This window comes from Rhodoferax sp. RT4P68 (assembly GCF_056521305.1).
On the sequence record NZ_JBWMBB010000005.1, the window covers coordinates 170,211 to 184,212 of the forward strand.

Annotated in this window: 14 protein-coding genes; 6 read left to right on the forward strand and 8 right to left on the reverse strand. The window is 68.1% G+C overall.

Annotated elements, in window-relative coordinates; translation table 11 throughout:
* Window positions 1-8 precede the first annotated feature (8 nt).
* On the forward strand, window positions 9-1,904 hold the full coding sequence (locus AC099J_RS12715; RefSeq protein ID WP_479615624.1) for a bifunctional sugar phosphate isomerase/epimerase/4-hydroxyphenylpyruvate dioxygenase family protein: 1,896 nt from the start codon (window positions 9-11) through the stop codon (window positions 1,902-1,904).
* A gap of 61 nt (window positions 1,905-1,965) precedes the next feature.
* Window positions 1,966-2,892, forward strand: a complete 927-nt coding sequence (locus tag AC099J_RS12720) for an AEC family transporter (protein WP_479615625.1) — start codon at window positions 1,966-1,968, stop codon at window positions 2,890-2,892.
* 181 nt (window positions 2,893-3,073) lie between these two features.
* Here AC099J_RS12720 and AC099J_RS12725 read toward each other — a convergent pair whose 3' ends face one another.
* The 3 genes from AC099J_RS12725 to AC099J_RS12735 are packed head-to-tail and all read right to left on the reverse strand — an operon-like array spanning window position 3,074 to window position 5,719.
* On the reverse strand, window positions 3,074-3,985 hold the full coding sequence (locus tag AC099J_RS12725; RefSeq protein ID WP_479615626.1) for a sugar phosphate isomerase/epimerase family protein: 912 nt from the start codon (window positions 3,983-3,985) through the stop codon (window positions 3,074-3,076).
* A gap of 7 nt (window positions 3,986-3,992) precedes the next feature.
* A complete protein-coding gene (locus AC099J_RS12730; RefSeq protein WP_479615627.1) occupies window positions 3,993-4,901 on the reverse strand; it encodes a 4-hydroxyphenylpyruvate dioxygenase in 909 nt (302 codons plus the stop codon).
* Between the two features lie 53 nt (window positions 4,902-4,954).
* Window positions 4,955-5,719, reverse strand: coding sequence for an SDR family oxidoreductase (locus tag AC099J_RS12735; RefSeq protein ID WP_479615628.1), 765 nt, complete (start codon window positions 5,717-5,719; stop codon window positions 4,955-4,957).
* 107 nt (window positions 5,720-5,826) lie between these two features.
* Here AC099J_RS12735 and AC099J_RS12740 point away from each other — a divergent pair, with 107 nt between their 5' ends.
* Together AC099J_RS12740 and AC099J_RS12745 are read left to right on the forward strand one after the other, a co-directional pair.
* Window positions 5,827-6,906, forward strand: a complete 1,080-nt coding sequence (locus AC099J_RS12740; RefSeq protein WP_479615629.1) for an adenylate/guanylate cyclase domain-containing protein — start codon at window positions 5,827-5,829, stop codon at window positions 6,904-6,906.
* Between the two features lie 95 nt (window positions 6,907-7,001).
* Window positions 7,002-7,241, forward strand: a complete 240-nt coding sequence (locus AC099J_RS12745; RefSeq protein ID WP_479615630.1) for a hypothetical protein — start codon at window positions 7,002-7,004, stop codon at window positions 7,239-7,241.
* Between the two features lie 15 nt (window positions 7,242-7,256).
* Here the strand turns inward: AC099J_RS12745 and AC099J_RS12750 are convergent, their stop codons facing one another.
* Window positions 7,257-8,069 (reverse strand): IclR family transcriptional regulator, encoded by an 813-nt coding sequence (locus AC099J_RS12750; protein WP_479615631.1) that lies wholly within the window; start codon window positions 8,067-8,069, stop codon window positions 7,257-7,259.
* Window positions 8,070-8,187: 118 nt separating this feature from the next.
* Between AC099J_RS12750 and AC099J_RS12755 the strand changes: the two genes are divergently transcribed.
* Complete coding sequence (locus AC099J_RS12755; RefSeq protein WP_479615915.1) at window positions 8,188-9,186, forward strand: TRAP transporter substrate-binding protein; 999 nt, start codon at window positions 8,188-8,190, stop codon at window positions 9,184-9,186.
* A gap of 22 nt (window positions 9,187-9,208) precedes the next feature.
* Complete coding sequence (locus AC099J_RS12760) at window positions 9,209-9,652, forward strand: type II 3-dehydroquinate dehydratase (protein WP_479615632.1); 444 nt, start codon at window positions 9,209-9,211, stop codon at window positions 9,650-9,652.
* Here the strand turns inward: AC099J_RS12760 and AC099J_RS12765 are convergent.
* The 4 genes from AC099J_RS12765 to AC099J_RS12780 form a co-directional block, all read right to left on the reverse strand.
* Complete coding sequence (locus AC099J_RS12765; protein ID WP_479615633.1) at window positions 9,649-10,242, reverse strand: DUF2889 domain-containing protein; 594 nt, start codon at window positions 10,240-10,242, stop codon at window positions 9,649-9,651. The genes AC099J_RS12760 and AC099J_RS12765 overlap by 4 nt on opposite strands.
* Window positions 10,239-11,222, reverse strand: coding sequence for an acrylyl-CoA reductase (NADPH) (gene acuI, locus AC099J_RS12770; protein ID WP_479615634.1), 984 nt, complete (start codon window positions 11,220-11,222; stop codon window positions 10,239-10,241). The genes AC099J_RS12765 and acuI overlap by 4 nt, the downstream gene beginning before the upstream one ends.
* A 61-nt stretch (window positions 11,223-11,283) precedes the next feature.
* Window positions 11,284-13,356: a TRAP transporter large permease subunit gene (locus tag AC099J_RS12775; RefSeq protein WP_479615635.1), complete on the reverse strand. Its 2,073-nt coding sequence runs from the start codon at window positions 13,354-13,356 to the stop codon at window positions 11,284-11,286.
* The gene (locus AC099J_RS12780) at window positions 13,353-13,973 is read right to left on the reverse strand and encodes a TRAP transporter small permease subunit (RefSeq protein WP_479615636.1); all 621 of its coding nucleotides are present in this window, start codon (window positions 13,971-13,973) and stop codon (window positions 13,353-13,355) included. Before AC099J_RS12780 ends, AC099J_RS12775 begins: the two co-directional genes overlap by 4 nt.
* Window positions 13,974-14,002 lie beyond the last annotated feature (29 nt).

Sequence of the window (14,002 nt, forward strand, 5' to 3'; positions counted from 1 at the left end):
GGCCCGCGATGCGCCGAGCCATCGCCACCGTCTGCCTCTCGGGCCTGCTGCCGGACAAACTGCAGGCCGCCGCAGCCGCCGGCTTCGACGGCGTGGAGATCTTCGAGAACGACCTGCTGCAATACCCGGGCAGTGCCACCGAGGTACGGCGCATGGCGGCAGACCTTGGCCTCACGATCGACCTGTTCCAGCCTTTTCGCGATTTCGACGCGCCCACGGCCAAAATGCTGGCGCGCAACCTGGAGCGCGCCGAGCGCAAGTTCGACCTGATGGCCGAGCTGGGCACCACGATGCTGCTGGTCTGCTCGAACGTGCAGCCCGACGCCATCGGCGACCCGGCGCTGCTGGCCGAGCAGTTCGCGCAGCTGGCCGAGCGCGCCGCCCAGCGCGGCCTGTTCATCTCCTACGAGGCGCTGGCCTGGGGCGCGCAGGTCAACCGCTTCGCCCAGGCCTGGGAGGTGGTGCGCCGCGTGAACCACCCGCACCTGGGCCTGACGCTGGACAGCTTTCACACGCTGGCCATCCGCGACGACCCGGCCCCCATCGCACAACTGCCGGGCGAGAAGATCTTTTTCGTGCAGCTGGCCGATGCGCCCTGGGTCAACACCGACGTGTTGAGCCACAGCCGGCACTACCGCTGCTTCCCCGGCCAGGGCGAGATGGACGTGACGCGCTTCACGCGGGCATTGGTGGACGCCGGCTACACCGGCCCACTGTCGCTGGAGGTGTTCAACGACGAGTTCCGCTCGACGTCTGCGCGCGCCAACGCCGTGGATGCGATGCGCTCACTGTTGTGGCTGGAAGACCAGGTGCGCCGCCAGCCGCCGCTTGACGCGCCCCAGCTGGCGGCCGTGCCGCTCTTCGCGCCTCCTGCCGCACCGCCGCTGGCCGGCTGGGGCTTCGTCGAGTTCGCCGTCGACCCGGCCGCCGGTGTGCGCATGGCCGGCTGGTTGCAGTCGATGGGCTTCGCGCGCATCGGCACGCACCGCAGCAAGGACGTGCAGCTGTACGGCCAGGGCGAGGTGCGCATCGTGCTGAACCTGGAAGCCGACTCGCCGGCGCGCAGCCACTTCGAGCTGCATGGACCCTCGGTCTGCGCGCTGGCGCTGACCACGCCCGACACCGACGCCACGCTCGCCCGCGCCGAAGCGCTGCTGAGCCCGCGCGTGACCAGCCAGGGCAGCGCCCAGGAGTTGAGCATCCCGGCCGTGCGCGCGCCCGACGGTAGCCTGCTGCATGTCTGCGCGCCCCCACAGTCCGGCCGCCATGCCTTCGAGGCGTTCTTCGAGATGGACGAGGCCGCGCTGCGCGACACGCCGGCCGGCGCCCACGCGCGCATCGACCATGTAGTGCAGGCCGTGCCGGCCGGTCAGGTCGAGCCCTGGCTGCTGTTCCACCGCGCGGTGCTGGGCCTGTCGGCCGAACGCCAGGTGGTGCTGCACGACCCGTACGGCGTGATCCGCAGCCGCGAGCTGGAGTCCAGCGACCGCGCGGTGCGGGTGTCGATCACCGTCTCCGAGCGCGAAAACACCTCGGTCTCGCGCGCCGTGTCGCAGTTCCGTGGCGCCGGTGTGCAGCAGATCGCCGTGCGGGTCGACGACCTCGTCGCCACGGCGCGTGCGCTCAAGGCCATGGGCGCGCCCCTGCTGCGGGTGCCCGACAACTACTACGACGACCTGGCCGCCAAATTCGACATCGACGATGCGCGGCTGGCCGACTTGCGCGCGCTCGGCATCCTGTACGACCGCGAACCGGGCGGCGGCGAGTTCCTGCAGCTGTACCTGGGCGCATTCGACGAGCGCTTTCACTTCGAACTGGTGCAGCGCATCGGCGGCTACGACGGCTATGGCGCGGCCAACGCGCCAGTGCGGCTGGCGGCGATGGCGTTGCAAAGAGACCAGTGAAGCTGCGCCGCGCCTGCTCCCCCTTCGGCCGCAGGGAAGCAGGGCGGGCCGCCCGCCTGCCATGAGCAACACCGGCAGCGTGCTGGCTGCCACCGCGCCCATCTACCTGCTGATCCTGGGCGGCTATCTGATGGTGCGCTGCGAGGTGTTCACGCAGGAGCAGATGCGCGTGCTGGGCCGCTTCGTGACGCTGATCGCGCTGCCTGCGCTGCTATTCCGCGCGCTGTCGGGCAGGCCGCTGGGTGACATCCTCAACCCACGCTATTTGCTGGCCTATGGCGCGGGCTCGCTGGCGGTGCTGGCAGCCGTCTGGTGGTGGGCGCGCCACCGGCGGCATGAAGGCTCGGCCAAATCGGCGCTGCTGGCGCTGGGCATGGCCAATTCCAACAGCGCCTTCATCGGCTACCCGGTGGCCTCGCAACTGGTGGGCGGGGCCACGGCCAGCGTGGGGCTGGCGCTGTCCATGCTGATCGAGAACCTGCTGATCGTTCCCCTCGCGCTGGCCGCGGCCGACGCCGATGACGCCACCGGCAGCCTGTGGTCGCGCTTGCGGGTGATCGTGGCAAGGCTGGTGCGCAACCCGCTGATCATCGTGGGCATCAGCGTCACGGCGCTGGACATCCCGGTGCCCGACGTGCTGCAGCGCACGGTGGGCGTGGTGGCCGGTGCCGCCAGCCCGCTGGCGCTGTTCGTGATCGGCGGCGCACTGGTGGGCCTGCGCCCCGGCGGCATGCTGCAGGATGTGGCCACGGTGGCGCTGGGCAAGCTGCTGCTGCACCCGGCTGCGGTGCTGGCCGCCATCACCGTGTTCCCGCCGGCCGACCTGAGCCTGCAGCGCGCCGCCATCATCTACGCCAGCGTGCCGATGCTCAGCATCTACCCGGTGCTGGCGCAGAAGTACGGGCTGGATGGCCTGGCCGCTGCCGCGCTGCTGGTGGCGACGACGCTGTCGTTCCTGACGATCAATCTGTGGCTGGCCTGGGTGTGAGCGAGGCCACGGACGCATGGCTTGCCAAATCATGACGGCCCACGAGAACTTTGGGTGTGACCTGGCTGCACAGGTCGCGGTGCTTGCCCAGGACTTGGGCAGCGTCATCCATCTTGTGGACGCCCCGTTTACCGAGCGGCGGTAGGCCCGGAAGTGCCCGCCCGCCCTTCCCCTCAAGCCCTCAGCTGGCCATCGACTTCAACCGCATCTGGTTCGGCAGTGGCACCGAGCGCTGCAGCACGTCCTCGGCCAGCCACAGTGCCGAGCGCCGTGCACGTTCGGCCACCATGGGCAGCGGCATCTGCACGTAGTCGTCGTTGAAGACCTCGAAGCTGTAGTCACCCCGGTAGCCCAGCTTGTCCAGCCGCAGCACCAGATCGACCACCTGCTCGCTGTGCACGCCCTCGCCCGGGAACACGCGGAAGGTGCGCGCCGTGGCCATGCGCTCCTCGAAGGTCTCGGCGTTCTGCCACATGAAGTCGGCCAGCTGCACGAGGAAGATCTTGGACGGATCGAGGTAGTCGATTTCGTCCAGCGCCGTCTTGGCCGCCAGCACGTGGAACGAGTCGATGCCGATGCCGAGGTTGGGGCAATCGGCCCGGCACACCACATCCCACGCCGTCGTGAATTCGTTGACTGTGTGGCCCCAGGACAGGCCTTCGTACGCGATCTTGATGCCGAGCGGAACGGCCAGCATGGCCAGCTTGCGCAGGTCGCGCGCGATGTGGTCCAGGTCGTGCGAGGCGTGGCGCGAGGTGGACGAGCAGGCCAGCAGCACCTTGCAGCCCAGCGCGGCGCACATCTCCAGCATGGCCTTGGCGATGTCGATCTTGTAGTGGTGCAGGTGGCCCGACAGGCCCTCGAAATCGCGCAGCACCTGGAAGCCCGTGCCGCGCAGGCCGCTGTCTTTCACGGCCTGCACCGCCGCGCCGAGCCCGCCAGGGTGGCCGACCAGGTCGTTGGCCTTGAGCATGACTTGCGTGAAGCCGGCGTTTTTCATGGCCGCCAGCTTGTCCTCCAGCGGCCCGGCCAGCGTGATGGTGTCCATGCCGAAGCCGGAGATGTTGCCGTGGGTGTGCAGCCGCTTGTCCATGCCGGCGCTACTCCTGCTCACTGTGGACGAGCTCGAACACCACCGAGCCCAGGTAGGTCTTGGTGATCGCGCCGCGCCGCTCGGTGTGCGCCGCCGCGGTCTCGACGAATTCGACGCCCAGCGCACGCAGCGCCTGCACGGCGGCCAGCACGTCGGGCACGCCCAGGCCGATGCGCTGCAGCTTCTCATCCGCATCGTGCACGTACAGCTCGGGCTCGACCAGCTGCAGCATGAAGCGCTGGCGCGCGTCCAGCGCCGGGGTGCGCAGCAGCGTGCCCTTGGGCATGATGCCGAAGCGCTGGTCGTCCGGAATCAGATCGGTGCCGAACAGTTCGGCGTAGAACTCGATCCAGTCATTGCTGCGCTGCGGGCCGATGTACTGCACGACGCCGAAGAAATGGATGCCGGCCGTGGCCGGCGGCCGCTGGTCGACCGAGGGAATCGGCACGAAGTCCACGTCGTAGATCGAGAACTCCTTGTAGCGGTCCACGAAGTAGATGCGGCTGGCACCGGGGCCGTGGATGGCGGGGATGTTCAGCTCCATCACCTCGGCATGCGTGGACACGGCCCAGGCGCCGCGCTCCAGCACGTAGTGGTAGGCGGCACGGGCGTCGCGCGCGCGCAGTGCCATGGCCGAGATCGAGGGCACTTCGTGGTTGGCGCCCGGGCTGTCGGCCGCGTGCGCGTTGACGACGATGTTCAGCTCGCCCTGGCGGTACAGCAGGATCTCGCGCGAGCGGTGCCGCGCGATCGGCCGAAAGCCCATCATCTCCAGCACCTGGCCCAGCGCCTGCGGTTTGGAGGTGGCGTACTCGATGAACTCGATGCCGTCCAGCCCCAGCGGGTTCGCCGCGTCGCTGAAGGAGGCCTGCAGAGGCTCGCGGTTCTCGGGGGTGTTCAGCAGCAGATCACTCATGCGGGGCGTTCTCCGGCAAGGGCGCAAAGGCGCCCATTGTGCCGCCAGGAAGGTCAGCGCACGAGCAGCACGCCACCGTCGACCGTCAGGGTGCTGCCCACCACGTAGTCGCCCGCACGCGAGGCTAGATAGATGGCGGCGCCGGCCATGTCTTCTTCGGTGCCGATGCGCCGCGCCGGGATGTGCTGGACCACTTCGTCGGCGTGGTCGCGCGCGGCGCGGTTCATCTCGGACGCGAAGGCGCCGGGTGCGATGGCGCTGACGACGATGTTGTCCTCGATCAGCCGCAGCGCCATGCGCCGCGTGAGCTGGATCAGCCCGGCCTTGCTGGCCGCATAGGAATAGGTCTCCATCGGGTTCACGCCGATGCCGTCGATGGAGGCGATGTTGATCACCTTGGCCGGCCGGTGCTGCGCCGCCAGCCGCAGCGGCGCGGCCAGGGCCAGCGTCAGGAAGAACGGTGCCTTCATGTTCAGGTTCACGACCTTGTCCCAGCCGGCCTCGGGAAACTCGTCGAAGGGCGCGCCCCAGGCGGCGCCGGCGTTGTTGACCAGGATGTCCAATTGCGGTTCGTGCGCGAGGAAGGCATCGGCCAGGGCTTGCGCACCCGGCACGCTGGACACGTCGGCCGGCAACGCCACGCAGTGGCCCAGGGCCGACAGTTCGTGCGCCGCCTCTTCGCAGGCTTCGGCCTTGCGCGCCGAGATGTAGACGCGTGCGCCCTGGGCAAGAAAGCCCTTCGCGATCATGCGGCCAATGCCGCGCGAACCGCCGGTGATCAAGGCCGTGCGGCCCGCGAGCGAGAACAGGTCATGCATGTCAAAGTCTCCGTGTGGTGATGGTGGACCGCAGCATAGGCCCAGTGACGCCGGGCCTACACTGGCGCCCCGCCGCATTGGCGACAGCGCCTACCCCGCGCCGCAGCATGAAACAACTGCAACGCCAGCAACTGGCTGACCGCCTGCTCGCCCTCGCCCGATCGGGCGCGCTGAGCGTTGGCGACACGGCCGCGTGCCACGCGCAGCTGTGCGCCACGATCGACAGCGTGATGCAGCCGCAAGCCAGCGCGGACATGCGCCGCGTGACCATCCTGCTGTCGGACCTGCGGGGCTTCACCGCGATCGCCGAACGCCATTCGGCGCTGGCCATGGTGGAGGCGCTGAACCGCTACCTGGGCCGCATGACCGAGATCATCGTGCGCTGGGGCGGCTCCATCGACAAGTTCATGGGCGACGCGATCATGGTGCTGTTCGGCGCGCCTGACGCGCTGACGCTGGACATCGAGGCGGCCATCGGCTGTGCCATCGAGATGCAGATCGCCATGGACGAAGTCAACGCCGAGAACCAGCGCCACGGCATGGTGCCCTGGTACATGGGCATCGGCATCAACACGGGCGAGGTGGTGGCCGGCCACCTGGGCTCGGCGCTGCACAGCGAATACACCGTCATCGGCGAGCAGGTGAACCTGGCCTCGCGCATCGAGGCGCACAGCCTGCGCGGCCAGATCCTGCTGTCGGAGAACACCTGGCAGCAAGCTCGCGACTTCATCGAGACGGGCGATGTGAACGAGGTCAGCGTCAAGGGCAAGCGCGGCGCGGTGCGCATGTACGAGCTGCTGTCCACCCGGCTGCCGCGCGTGCTGGTGACGCCCAAGCGCGAGATCCGCAACAGCCCGCGCGTGGAGGTGGACATGTCGCTGGCGTTCCGGCAGATCCGCGGCAAATCGGTGTTGCCGCGCACGCTGCAGGGCTGCATCACCGACATCAGCTACGGCGGCATGTTCGTGCGCAGCGGGGCCGAGCTCGAAGCGTTCGACGACATCCGTTTCAACCTCTCGCTGTCGCTGATGGGGGACGAGCTGACCGAGATCTACGCCAAGGTGCTGCGCGTGGTGCGGCTGGATGTGGGCTTCGGCTACCCGGTGGAATTCACCGCGATCGAGCCCAAGGCGCAGCAGTCGATCAAGGAATTCGTGGACGGTATCGTCGAAATGCTCCACGGCTGAATGCGGCCCTGCGCATTTCTAGGCACATTTAACGATGACGGGGCGACCGCGGTGCGGTCAGATCGGGGTTCCGATCCACGTTTCCTGGAGCCCGCATGCGTCCGCTTCGAACCATCACCGCGTTGACCCTTGCCATCTGCACGCTGGGCGCGCAGGCCACGCAGGCCAGCGACCGGTCCGCAGCGCAGACGGCCAGCCGCCAGGACGAGGCCCAGCCGGCCCTCTATCTGGTGCGGGCGCCGCAGGTGCCGATCGGCGCACTGGTGTTCGCGGCAGTGGGCGCCGTGTTCCTGTTTCGCGGCAGGCGCGTGCGCCGCACGCCGGAGCGCGACTGAACCGGGAACGCGCCGTCAGCCCGCCGGCTGGGCCTCGGCCGACGCGGCGGCCTGGCGCACGAAGATCGGCGAGGCCGTGCTGGCCATGGCCAGTTCCTGCGCGGCGGCCAGCAGTTGCGGCGCCATCTCCACCATGCGCGGCACCGTCAGCCGGATTGCCGGCCCGGCGATGGTGATCACCCCGATGGTGGCTTCGCCGCGGCGCTGCACGGGCACGGCCATGGAGTTCATGCCGGGCGCGTACATCTCCTCGATCATCGCGTAGCCCCGGGTGCGGTCCTGCTCCAGGATCTCCAGCACCGCCTTCCAGCCGGTCGGCGCACGCGGGCCGTAGTCCCTCGGCTCGCCATAACCCTGCTTGACGATCAGCTCCAGCGCCCGCTCCTCAGGCAGCGTCATCAGCCACGCATGGCCGCCGGCGCTGCACGACAGCCGCACATCGATGCCCATGTCCGGGTCGTAGCGCAGGCCGAAGCGCGCGCCCTGCGCCTTGGCGACGAAGGTCAGCCGGTCGCCATCGACGATGGCCAGGCGCACCAGTTCGCCCGAGACATCGGCCAGGCGGTCGATCACGGGTTGGGCGATGTCGACGATGCCCGAGCCGCCCAGGTAGGACAGCCCCAGCGCGGCCAGCTTGGTCGTCAACGCGTAGTCGCCGTGGTCGCGCATCTGGCGCACATAGCCGCAGCGCACCAGCTCGGCCAGCAGTCGGTGGCAGGCGGACAGGGGGAGCGCCAGGTCCTGCGCGATGGTGGACAGGGTCACGCCCTCAGGCCGCACGGCCAGGTATTCAAGGACGGCGAAGGAGCGTTCGAGCGTGCTGGACATGGGTGGCATTGTGCACCCCGCCATCGACGTGCTGGAAGGGTATTCCTATACGGAAACATTTTCCATATTTGTTACGATCGGTCGAAACCTCACCTCACAAGGAACCACCGTGAACTCCATGCTCCGCACCGCACTGGCCTGCGCCGTCCTGGCCCTGTCCGGCACCGCCGCCCTGGCCCAGGACATTCAGGAACGCACGATCAAGTTCGGCCACCTGAACAACGCCGACCATGCCGTCAGCTTCGGGGTCAAGCGCTTCGCCGAGTTGCTGGCCACCAAAAGCGGCGGCAAGCTGAAGGTGCAGGAGTTCCCGGCCTCGCAGCTGGGCAACGAGCTGCAGCAGCAGTCGGCCTTGCAGGGCGGCGTGCAGGAGATGTCGGCCCCGGCGACGACCTCGCTGGCGGGCATCGTCAAGGAGTTCGGCCTGGTCGACTTCCCGTTCGCCGTCTCCAGCTTCCAACAGGCCGACGCGCTGCTGGACGGGCCGCTGGGCCAGGCCCTGCTGGCCAAGCTGCCCGAGAAAGGCCTGGTCGCGCTGGGCTATTGGGACCTGGGCTTTCGCAACGTGACCAACAGCAAGCGCCCCATCACCAAGCCCGAAGACCTGGAGGGCCTGAAGCTGCGCGTGATCCCGAACCCGGTGTTCCTCGAATCGTTCAAGGCCTTCAAGGCCAACCCGGTGCCAATGCCGTTCGCCGAACTGTTCGGCGCGCTGGAAGCCAAGGCCGTGGATGGCCAGGAGAACCCGTTCGCAGTGATCCTGTCGAACAAGTTCTACGAAGTGAACAAGTTCGTGAGCGCCACCAACCACGTGTACGCGGCCAACATCGTGCTGGTCAGCAAGCGGTTCTGGGACAAGCTCTCGCCGGCCGAGCAGAAGATGATGAACGACGCGGCCAACGAGGCGCGCGGCTACCAGCGCCAGGTCAGCCGCGCCGCGGCACAGAAAGCCGTGGGCGAGCTGCAGGCCAAGGGCATGCAGTACAACGAGGTGGCGCCCGCCGAGCAGGCTCGCATGCGCCAGATCGTCAAGCCCGTCACCGACAAGTTCGCCGCCAGCTACGACGCCGGCATCGTGAAGCTGTACAACGACGAGCTGGCCAAGCTGCAGAAATAAGCCGGACCAAGAGACGAACACCATGCAAATTCTTGTCCTGCACGGCCCCAACCTGAACCTGTTCGGCCGCCGCGAGCCGCACATCTACGGCACCACCACCCTGGCGCAGATCGACGCGCAGATTGCAGCTCTCGCGCGTGAACTGCAGGTCGAGGTGCGCACGATCCAGTCCAACCACGAAGGCGCGCTGCTCGACTTCCTGCACGCCCACATCGACACCGCCGCCGGTGCGCTGGTCAACCCGGCCGGGCTGACGCAGCACGGCGTGCCGCTGCACGACGCCATCAAGGCCATGCCGTTCCCGGTGCTGGAGGTGCACATGTCCAACATCGCCGCGCGTGAGCCCTGGCGCAGCCACTCGATCATCTCGCCCGCCGTGAAGGGCACCATCCAGGGGCTGGGGCCGCTGTCGTATCTGCTGGGGTTGCGTGGGGTGGTGGCGCTGGCGCAGGCGGCGCAGGCCTAAGCGTCCGACGGGTCTGGGGCTGGCGCCGCCACCGGCCGGTGCAGATGCGGCCACAGCCGGGCCACCACCTCGCGCCCTGCGGCATAGCCGTAGCAACTGTCGACCTTGGCCTGGCGCTGCGCCTCGCTCCCGGGCTGGTTGATGGTGGCCAGCCGCTGCGGCGCCAGGCCTTGGAAGGCGGTGGTCGCCAGCGGCCCCATCAGCTCCAGGATGTGCGTGCACGAGGCCGCGCCGCCGAGCAGCTCGCGCACGCGCTTGTTCCAACCGGCCCCCAGGCGCAGGCCCTTCAGCGGTGCCAGCGTGGCGGTGGCGCCCTGGCACGTGCTGTAAGGCGTGCTGCGCATCAGCGCCAGGGCGTCGTGCACCAGCAAGTCATCGTCCACCACCAGCCGCACGGTGATGTCATGGATGGGGGTGCCGGGCGGCGTGTCCTGCGTCGCCAGTTGCGGGCGGAACGGGTGTGTCTTGGCATCGATGAGTCGGCCTTCGACCTCGTACAGGCCATCGGCGCGGCGGTAGAACCGCAGGTCGATCTGACGGTGGTGAAGTTCCTCACGCGAGCTGTCGCCACCAGCCATGGCCTGCGTCACCGGTTCACGTCGACCACCAGCCGCCCGCGCACGCGCCCGGCCAGGATGTCGGCGCCGGCCTGCAGCGCCTCTGCCAGGCCGATCTCGGTGGTGATGGCGTCCAGTTTGGCCAGGTCGAGGTCGCGCGCCAGCCGCTCCCAGGCCGGCATGCGTACCGAGGGCTTGGCCATCACGCTGTCAATGCCGTAGAGCGTGATGCCACGCAGGATGAATGGCGCGACCGAGCCCGGAAAATCCATGCCCTGTGCCAGTCCACAGGCGGCGACGGCGCCGCCGTACTGCGTGGCGGCGCAGGCATTCGCCAAGGTGTGGCTGCCCACCGAATCGACGACGCCCGCCCAGCGCTCCTTGGCCAGCGGCTTGCCGGGGCTGGACAGTTCGTCGCGGTGGATCACGGCGGCTGCGCCCAGCGAGTGCAGATAGTCGGACTCTTCGGGCCGGCCCGTCGAGGCCACGACCCGGTGGCCCAGACCGGCCAGCAGCGCGATGGCCACGCCGCCCACCCCACCATTGGCACCGGTCACCAGGATGTCGCCGGCCCCGGGCAGCAGCCCGTGGCGCTCCAGCGCCAGCACGCACAGCATGGCGGTGTAGCCGGCCGTGCCGATGGCCATGGCCTGGCGTGTGCTGAGCCCCTCGGGCAGCGGCACCAGCCAGTCGGCCTTGACGCGCGCCTTCTGCGCCAGACCGCCGGAGTGTGATTCGCCCACGCCCCAGCCATTCAGCACGACGCGGTCGCCACTCTTGAAGCGCGCATCGTCGCTGGCCTCGACCACGCCTGCGAAATCGATACCCGCATGCAACGGAAAGCTGCGCACCACCGGCGACTTGCCGGTGATGGCCAGGCCGTCCTTGTAGTTGATGGTGGAGTAGTCCACCCGCACCGTCACGTCGCCGGCCGGCAGCGCACTGTCGTCCACCTGCTGCACGCCGGCGCGGTAGCCGGCGGCGTCCTTCTCGATCACCAAAGCCTTGAACATGGGGAGACCTCCTGCGGTCATTCTTGCAGACCGCATCGCCCAGCCGGCTTGGGATGCCTCTCTACTTGTAAAGGGTCTGCGGCAACCACATGCCGATGGCCGGCCAGATGTAGAGCAGCACGATGGCCAGGATCTGGATGCCCATGAACGGCAACATGCCCGCAAATATCTGGTTCAACGTGACATGCGGCGGCGCCACGCCCTTGAGGTAGAAGGCCGACATCGCCACCGGCGGTGACAGGAACGCGGTCTGCAGATTCAGCGCCACGAGCAGGCCGAAGAACAGCGGGTCCACACCGAAATGGTCCAGCAGCGGGATGAAGATGGGCATGAAGATCACGATGATCTCGGTCCATTCCAGCGGCCAGCCGAGCAGGAAGATGACGACCTGCGAGAGCACCAGGAACTCGATCTTCGACAGGTTCATCGACAACACCCAGCGCTCGATCAGCTCCTGCCCGCCCAGCAGCGCAAACGCGGCCGAGAAGATGGCCGAGCCCACGAACAGCCAGCACACCATGGCCGTGGTCTTGGAGGTCAGGTAGACCGACTCCCGCACCACATCGAAGGTCAGCCGCTTGTAGGCGGCCGCCAGCACGAACCCGCCCAGGGCCCCCATGGCCGCCGCCTCCGTAGGCGTGGTGAGGCCGAAGACGATGGAGCCCAGCACCGACAGGATCAGCACCAGCAAGGGGAAGAACGAGCCCAGCAACATCTTGAAGATCTCAAGGCGCGCGAAGCTGAGGAACAGGTAAAACACGGCCACGAGTGCGCCCAGCGCGCCGAACACCACCCACCACCACGTGGGTGCCGGCTGCTTTGTGACGGCCGGCGCGGCATCAGCTTTGGCGGCAGACGGCTCGGCAACGCCAGCGGCGGGGGCTACTGCGACCGGCGGTTCTGCCACTGCACCGGGCGGCGCCTGGGCCGCCTCGCTGGCGGGTGGCTCCTGCGCGGCGCCTGCAGCCGGCGGCTCCTGCACGGCCCCCTCGGTCGGCGGCTCCTGCACGGCGCCTGCGGCCGGGGGTTCCTGCACGGCGCCGTCGGTCGGCGGTTCCTGCAGCGCACCCTCGCTCGGGGGCTCTTGCACACCTGTATCGGTTGGCGGCTCCTGCAGGCCGCCCTCTTCCTGCGACGACACGCCGCCCTCGGTCGCGCCGATGGGCTGGATGTCGTACTCGGCCTGCACTTCGACGGTAGTCACCGAGCGGTAGCTGTTGACGGCCAGCAGCAGGAACAGCAGCCCCGGCAGCACCACCACGGCCAGCTGGCGCAGCACATGGGCCATGGGTACGGCCGCGTTGCGCTTGCCTTTGAGGGCCGCGAACAACCGGCCCGGCGCGTAGTGATCGGTGTCCGCAGGCAGCGCCTGGGTGAACGGGGGCAAGGTCACGCGGCGCTGCTCGGCCGACAGTGGCGGCGCCCATTGCGGCTTGATCTTGGCGATCAGGATCACATAAAGAATGTACAGACCGGCCAGCATCAGCCCGGGAAAGAAGGCGCCCGCGTACAGCTGCACCACCGAGACGCCGGCCGTTGCGCCATACAGGATCAGCAGCACCGAAGGCGGGATCAGAATGCCCAGGCAGCCTCCGGCGGTGATGGCACCGGCCGCAATCGAGGTGTTGTAGCCGGCACGCAGCATGGCCGGCAGCGCCAGCAGTCCCATCAGCGTGACCACCGCACCGACGATGCCGGTGGCCGTGGCGAAGATGGTGCAGGTGACCAGCGTGGCCACGGCCAGCGAGCCGGGCACGCGCGCCATGGCCAGGTGCATGCTCTTGAACAGCGCCTCGATCAGGTTGGCGCGCTCGACCAGGTAGCCCATGAACACGAACAGCGGGATCGCGATGAGCACGTCGTTGGCCATGCTCTTGTAGGCGGCCTGCACCATCAGGTCCAACGTGCGGTTGATGTCACGGTCGTACGCCAGCCAGGTGAAGATCATGCCCATGCCCATCAGCGTGAACGCCGTGGGAAAACCCAGCATGATGGCCACCACCACCAGCGACAGCATGAGCAAACCCTGATGGCCCTTGGTGATGGTCTCCAGGCTCAGCAGCATCCACACGATGGCCATCAGCACCATCGCCATGATGGAAAAGCCAAACCACAGTTCTTTGCGCAACTTCATGCCTTGCTCCCCTTGGTGAGCAGTTCACGGTCGAGCGCCTCGATGTCGCTGTCCTTCACGTGCACCATCTCCTTGAGTTTTTCGACGTCCACCTCTTCCACGTCTTCGCCGCGCCGGGGCCATTGCCCCTCGCGCAGGCAGATCACGCAGCGCGCGATCTCGGCCAGGCCCTGCAGCAGCAAGGTGGCGCCCGCCACCGGGATCACGAATTTGAACGGGTACAGCGGCAGCGGCGTGGCCGAAAAGGTCTGCTCGCGGATCGCCAGCGACTCCTGCGCGTAGGTCCAGCCGGCCCAGGTCATGGCCACGATGCCGGGCAGGAAGAACACGATGTACAGCAGCAGGTCGACGCTGGCCTGCGCACGCGGGCTGAAGAAGCCATACAGCACGTCGCCGCGCACATGGCCGTTCTTGGACAGCGTGTAGGCCCCGGCCAGCATGAACAGGGTGCCGTACAGCATGATCTGCGCGTCCAGCACCCAGGCATGCGGGTTGTTCAGCGCGTAGCGCGAGAACACTTCCCAGCCGATCAGGACCGTCAGGCCCACCACGGCCCAGGCGGCGGCTTTTCCGATGAAGGTCGAGATGGCGTCGACCGTGAGCAAGATCTTCTGCATGGGGAATACGAATGCCGTGAAGGAGTGGG

What these genes read in the sequence shown, in the direction of transcription:
- AC099J_RS12740 (WP_479615629.1), top strand. Translation starts at nt 5,827, where the DNA reads ATGAAACAACTGCAACGCCAGCAACTGGCTGACCGCCTGCTCGCCCTC.
- acuI (WP_479615634.1), bottom strand. Translation starts at nt 11,222, where the DNA reads ATGTTCAAGGCTTTGGTGATCGAGAAGGACGCCGCCGGCTACCGCGCC.
- AC099J_RS12780 (WP_479615636.1), bottom strand. Translation starts at nt 13,973, where the DNA reads ATGCAGAAGATCTTGCTCACGGTCGACGCCATCTCGACCTTCATCGGA.
- AC099J_RS12720 (WP_479615625.1), top strand. Translation starts at nt 1,966, where the DNA reads ATGAGCAACACCGGCAGCGTGCTGGCTGCCACCGCGCCCATCTACCTG.
- AC099J_RS12725 (WP_479615626.1), bottom strand. Translation starts at nt 3,985, where the DNA reads ATGGACAAGCGGCTGCACACCCACGGCAACATCTCCGGCTTCGGCATG.
- AC099J_RS12755 (WP_479615915.1), top strand. Translation starts at nt 8,188, where the DNA reads ATGCTCCGCACCGCACTGGCCTGCGCCGTCCTGGCCCTGTCCGGCACC.
- AC099J_RS12715 (WP_479615624.1), top strand. Translation starts at nt 9, where the DNA reads ATGCGCCGAGCCATCGCCACCGTCTGCCTCTCGGGCCTGCTGCCGGAC.
- AC099J_RS12735 (WP_479615628.1), bottom strand. Translation starts at nt 5,719, where the DNA reads ATGCATGACCTGTTCTCGCTCGCGGGCCGCACGGCCTTGATCACCGGC.
- AC099J_RS12745 (WP_479615630.1), top strand. Translation starts at nt 7,002, where the DNA reads ATGCGTCCGCTTCGAACCATCACCGCGTTGACCCTTGCCATCTGCACG.
- AC099J_RS12760 (WP_479615632.1), top strand. Translation starts at nt 9,209, where the DNA reads ATGCAAATTCTTGTCCTGCACGGCCCCAACCTGAACCTGTTCGGCCGC.
- AC099J_RS12775 (WP_479615635.1), bottom strand. Translation starts at nt 13,356, where the DNA reads ATGAAGTTGCGCAAAGAACTGTGGTTTGGCTTTTCCATCATGGCGATG.
- AC099J_RS12750 (WP_479615631.1), bottom strand. Translation starts at nt 8,069, where the DNA reads ATGTCCAGCACGCTCGAACGCTCCTTCGCCGTCCTTGAATACCTGGCC.
- AC099J_RS12730 (WP_479615627.1), bottom strand. Translation starts at nt 4,901, where the DNA reads ATGAGTGATCTGCTGCTGAACACCCCCGAGAACCGCGAGCCTCTGCAG.